The sequence below is a fragment of the Pseudorhodoplanes sp. genome, from assembly GCF_050250235.1.
Taxonomy (GTDB): Bacteria; Pseudomonadota; Alphaproteobacteria; order Rhizobiales; family Xanthobacteraceae; genus Pseudorhodoplanes.
The window spans coordinates 1-4,475 of sequence record NZ_JBFWPA010000269.1 but is presented as its reverse complement, the minus strand read 5'-3'; the positions used below and the strand labels follow the sequence as shown (position 1 = coordinate 4,475).

Below are 4,475 nucleotides of genomic sequence, written 5' to 3'. Positions count from 1 at the left end.
CGGTCGTGTTCGCAAAAAGCCCGGCGGCATAAGCGCCCAACCCCCAGAATCCGGAATGGCCAAGCGAGACAAGGCCGGCATTGGCCATCAAGTTCCAGCTCACCGCGATCAGGAGCAAGGTGGCAAAACGGATTGCCCAGTCGTCGAGACCAGGAGAGAGGATATGGGGCACAAACAGCGCCGCGATCGCGGCGACGCCAGCTCCCAGCCAAATACGCGTGATCGTCATGCTTCGCGTCCAGCCTTGCCGAGAATCCCGGTCGGCCGGGCAATCAGCACCATTACCAAAAGAAAAAACGCAACGCCTTCGGCCCAACCGATACCGTTGGGCACGAAATATCCAATGGCAGTCTCGCATATCGCCAAAAAGAATGCGCCGATCACCGTGCCGATGATGCTGTCCATACCGCCGAGGATGATGATGGCAAAGGCCTTCACCAGAATGGGGAAACCCATGAATGGTGTGATCGGCAACAGGAAGCTCATGATCGCCCCGGTTGCCGCGCCGAAGGCAGAGCTGAGAGCAAAGGAAAGCGCGTAGATGCCGCGGACGTTAATGCCGACCAGCGCGGCCGCGGATCGATTCTGCGATACTGCCCGCGTCGCCCTGCCAAGTTCACTCCATCGAAGCCACGCTAACAGGGAGACGATGAACAAGACCGCAATGCCAAACGCAATAAGCCGCCCCTTGGCGACAATGATGTCCGTCGAGACGAGCCACGATTCAAGTGCGTAGGGTGGCGTTGTGGCACGTTCGTCCCCGGTCCACATGATGACCGCGAGATTCTGCAGAACGAGACCGATGCCGAATGTCAGCAGAACTTGGTTGATGCCGACATCATCCAGGATTTTTTCTAGCGACAGCCGGAAGATCAGATGGCCGGCGATCGCACCCAGCACGGCCACCACCGGAAGACTAAGCAGCGGATCTAGGTTGAGACCCACAAAAGCGAAAAACGCGACGTAAGCACCGTATGTCACCATCTCGCCGTGGGCGAAGTTGATGATCCGTGTGACGCCGAAGGCGAGCGATAAGCCGACGGCCATCAACGTGTAGACGCCGCCGAGCAGAAGGCCGTCGACAATTACCTGAACTATGAGGCTGGCCATGGGCGGAACCGAGATGACAGGGCGGGCGGAGGCAGCCCTGACTGAATCCCAGCCAAGGCTGCTCCTGCCAATCGCCACTTATTTTGGATAGTTGGCCTGCTCCAACGCCTTCGTCGTGGCGAACTCTGGCGGGAAAATGATCGCATCCTGATTTTTCACGCGCTGATGCACCACGACATCAGCGAACGCCTGATTGAGCGTGCCGCCGTCGGTGGGGCCGAAGTGCCCGCGGCCGATCATCGTCTTTACATCGAGCTTCTTCAGCTCGGCGGCGACCTTTTCCTTGTCGTCGACCTTCGCATTTTCAATCGCCAGCAACAGCATCATGGTCGAAACATATCCGCCGACGTCGACAAACTCGGGCTGCCGGTTATAGCGCTTGGTAAAAGCTGCAATCCAGTCCTTCGTCGCGGGAAAGAGCACCGGATATTTTGGATCTGCCGCCGCCTCGAGGCCAGGAATGTAGGTTGTCACGCCGACCCAACCTTCCTGTGCCTCGCCGGTAGCGTCCTGCCATTGCTTAAGCTGCGGATAGGCCGTGCCGATCATATACGGCACACCCAACCGCTGGACATAGGCCTGCTTCGTCAGTGTTATGCCGTCCGTTGTCTGTACCAACCCCAGCAACACATCGGGCTTCGCACGCCGGATCTTCGCGAAGACGGGATTAAGATCGGTTGCGCCGGCGCGCACCAGCTCCTCGGCGACGATCTTGAACCCAGCCGTAGTGAAATATTTCTGCGCATAGGGAAGATGCTCACGGCCATACGCGTCATCGGAATAGACGATCGCGAGCGTCTTACCAGGTCCAAGCTTCTCCCGCAGCGCTTTTGCAAGCGACGCGTGATAATGGTAGGCGTACGGGAAGGTATGGAAGAACATCGGCTCTTTCCCAGCCTTCTCTTCAAGAAGTGGTGTCGTGGCGCCCGGAACGATCCAGAGAGCTTTCGCACGCAACCATGCCGGCACACCGGCCATCGCCATTGGCGTCGCGATCGGCCCGATCAGGTAGTTCACCCTCTCCTGGGACAGCAACTGCGTGAACGAGGTCACGGCTGCCTGAGCATCCGATTGTGTGTCGCGGAACTGCACTTCAATCGGTTTGCCCGCAACCTTGCCGCCATAAACATCGACCGCCATTTCGATGCCGCGCTTCGCCGCCGCGCCGTAGGAGACAAACTTGCCTGAGAGCGAAAGCGGTGCCCCGATCTTGATGCTGTCCTGCGTCCAAGCGGCCTGCGGCGCCATCAACGCCGCAAAAGCGATACCCAACAGACCTGCTCGCCGAGTCAACTTGATAGTCATTGTTTCCTCCACTAGCTAAGTGACTGTTTCTTAATCTTCCAGTAAATATGAAACTGGTTTTGTCTAGTGAGTTTTGCTTAGCCTGTAACGAATTGCAATAGCTGAAAGGAGCTCCGTCGACGAATGCGGCCCCTGCCGCCTATTCAACCGTAAGGTCAAGGGCATCAGTTCACGCCGCCCTGCGCCTGTTTTTGGGCTTCTCGCCTGCGGCGTTTTGACCACCTGCAGATGGGTGCCGCCCCCCCTGCCTTTTCGATATTGAACTGGTTGCCTCAAGAAGAAACGTTGTGAATTTGTTCACATTGGGATCAACGCGAACAGCCGGTCCGGTAACGCTGATCGAATACGTTACGCCCCCATCTACATCGTAGATAGGCGCAGACACTGCAGTCACTCCGGAGACACGCTCGCCGCTCGTGTGCGCATAGCCTTGCTCGCGATACTCCGCGAGATCGCGATTAAGCGCGGCACGATTCGGTCTTTCGCGCGATGGCGCACTCTGCCAGATTTGATCCACGTCCTTCTTCGGCAAATACGCGAGGAGCATTTTACCCGTCGCGCCCTTGAGAAGAGGGGTCCGCTCTCCGGGGCGCACGATACTCATCAGGGGCGACGGTGTATCGAAAACCTCAACGCACAGTCGCTGCCCGTCCACCACTGTGTTGAGCGTGACCGTTTCGCCGGTCGTGCGTACCAGTTCGAGCATGACTGGGCGGGCAATCTCGCGAATGCCGATCGTGCTATGTACCACTCCGCTCAATCGGGTCACTTTAAGCGACAGACAATAGCGGTTGTCATCCAAGCGGACCAAGTAACCCAGTTCATAAAGGCAGTTCACCAACCGATAGGTCGTTGCCTTGGAAAGCTTGATGCGCTTTCCAATTTCCTGGAGTGACAGCATCGTATGATTCGGTTCAAATGCCTCAAAGATCGCGAGCGCTCGCTCGACAGATCGGATCATGGATTTAACCTCGCGATGATTCGCCCTGCTACACGATTGTTGGCGGGCACGTCCGACTTGAATTTGTCGATCATCTTTTTGACTCTATCATTCATCGGGCCGTGGACCATCGAGGTCGCCATGAAATTGAAGGATTAGCTGATTCACTTTTTCGGGTTGTTCATATTGTACCCAATGTCCTGCACCCATCACGACTTCACAGCGCGCATTCGGCCGCACCACGCGACACGCTTCAATTCTGGCAGCAATCGAGGGATAAGCAAGTCTGTCTAGCTCGCCCCACACGAGTTGGACGGGCGCTGCTATGTGAGGCATATCCGCGATCATCGTCTCCCGAAGACTTACGATCCTGCTGTCGAATCGAGCCCTCTCGATATTGGCGATCTGGAGGTCGACAACATCGGCCTCTGGTGGGGGGCGCTTCGAAAGCATCCAATGGCCGAGATTGGCGGCAACCGCCGCACGGCGTTCGGCAACTGAAGCTCCGGACGATGGCATCTTCGCGGTGGGAATGGATCGCCCGATGGGAATTCCGAATCCGCCAGGCGCGAGTAGCGAAAGCCGCCGAACCGTCGCTCCAAGTTGAACCGCAATCCGCGCGGCCAATGCGCCGCCAAAGCTGAAGCCGACGAGATCGCAACCTCCATCGGCAACCGTGCGAATCGCCGAAGCGACCCAAGCGATATAGTCCTCCGGACGGATCCCGGCGGGCACATCGGGCGAGGCGCCGTACCCTGGCAGGTCGAACGCGATCACCCGATAGCGATCCGCAAGCGCCTCGATGTTGCGGATCCAATGCGTCCACGAACCGACGCCACCGTGCAGCAAAATCATCGGCGTGCCCGAACCTCGCGTCTGCATCGCGAGCGCAGTCCAAGTCTTGGCAGGCATCATTGCAATTCCGTTGCGGACCCATAACGGGCATTCTATGCTCCTCCACTGGGTTCGCCTAGTGAGTATTTTTTCACTGTATGGAACCACCCCCGCTAGTATGGATATGGAAGAGAGAAGGAGGTCGTCCCAATGTTCGAGGACATCGCTTACGGCACCGATGCTGGTGTCGCCACAATTACCATCAACCGCCCCGAAATGCGCAACG

At 57.6% G+C, this 4,475-nt stretch carries 5 protein-coding genes; all 5 read right to left on the bottom strand.

Annotated elements, in window-relative coordinates; genetic code table 11:
- Window positions 1–229: ABC transporter permease subunit (locus tag AB7F49_RS38400; protein WP_428532974.1), on the bottom strand; the 229-nt coding region annotated here is incomplete at its 3' end.
- Window positions 226–1,110: a branched-chain amino acid ABC transporter permease gene (locus AB7F49_RS38395; protein ID WP_428532971.1), complete on the bottom strand. Its 885-nt coding sequence runs from the start codon at window positions 1,108–1,110 to the stop codon at window positions 226–228. The genes AB7F49_RS38395 and AB7F49_RS38400, both read right to left, overlap by 4 nt.
- A gap of 78 nt (window positions 1,111–1,188) precedes the next feature.
- Window positions 1,189–2,415: an ABC transporter substrate-binding protein gene (locus AB7F49_RS38390; protein WP_428532968.1), complete on the bottom strand. Its 1,227-nt coding sequence runs from the start codon at window positions 2,413–2,415 to the stop codon at window positions 1,189–1,191.
- Window positions 2,416–2,584: 169 nt separating this feature from the next.
- On the bottom strand, window positions 2,585–3,376 hold the full coding sequence (locus AB7F49_RS38385) for an IclR family transcriptional regulator (RefSeq protein WP_428532965.1): 792 nt from the start codon (window positions 3,374–3,376) through the stop codon (window positions 2,585–2,587).
- A gap of 87 nt (window positions 3,377–3,463) precedes the next feature.
- The coding region (locus AB7F49_RS38380) for an alpha/beta fold hydrolase (RefSeq protein ID WP_428532962.1) at window positions 3,464–4,475 on the bottom strand (1,012 nt) is incomplete at its 5' end.

Bases quoted from the DNA above. Each gene is read 5' to 3' on its own strand.
- AB7F49_RS38385 (WP_428532965.1), bottom strand. From the start codon at position 3,376: ATGATCCGATCTGTCGAGCGAGCGCTCGCGATCTTTGAGGCATTTGAA.
- AB7F49_RS38390 (WP_428532968.1), bottom strand. From the start codon at position 2,415: ATGACTATCAAGTTGACTCGGCGAGCAGGTCTGTTGGGTATCGCTTTT.
- AB7F49_RS38395 (WP_428532971.1), bottom strand. From the start codon at position 1,110: ATGGCCAGCCTCATAGTTCAGGTAATTGTCGACGGCCTTCTGCTCGGC.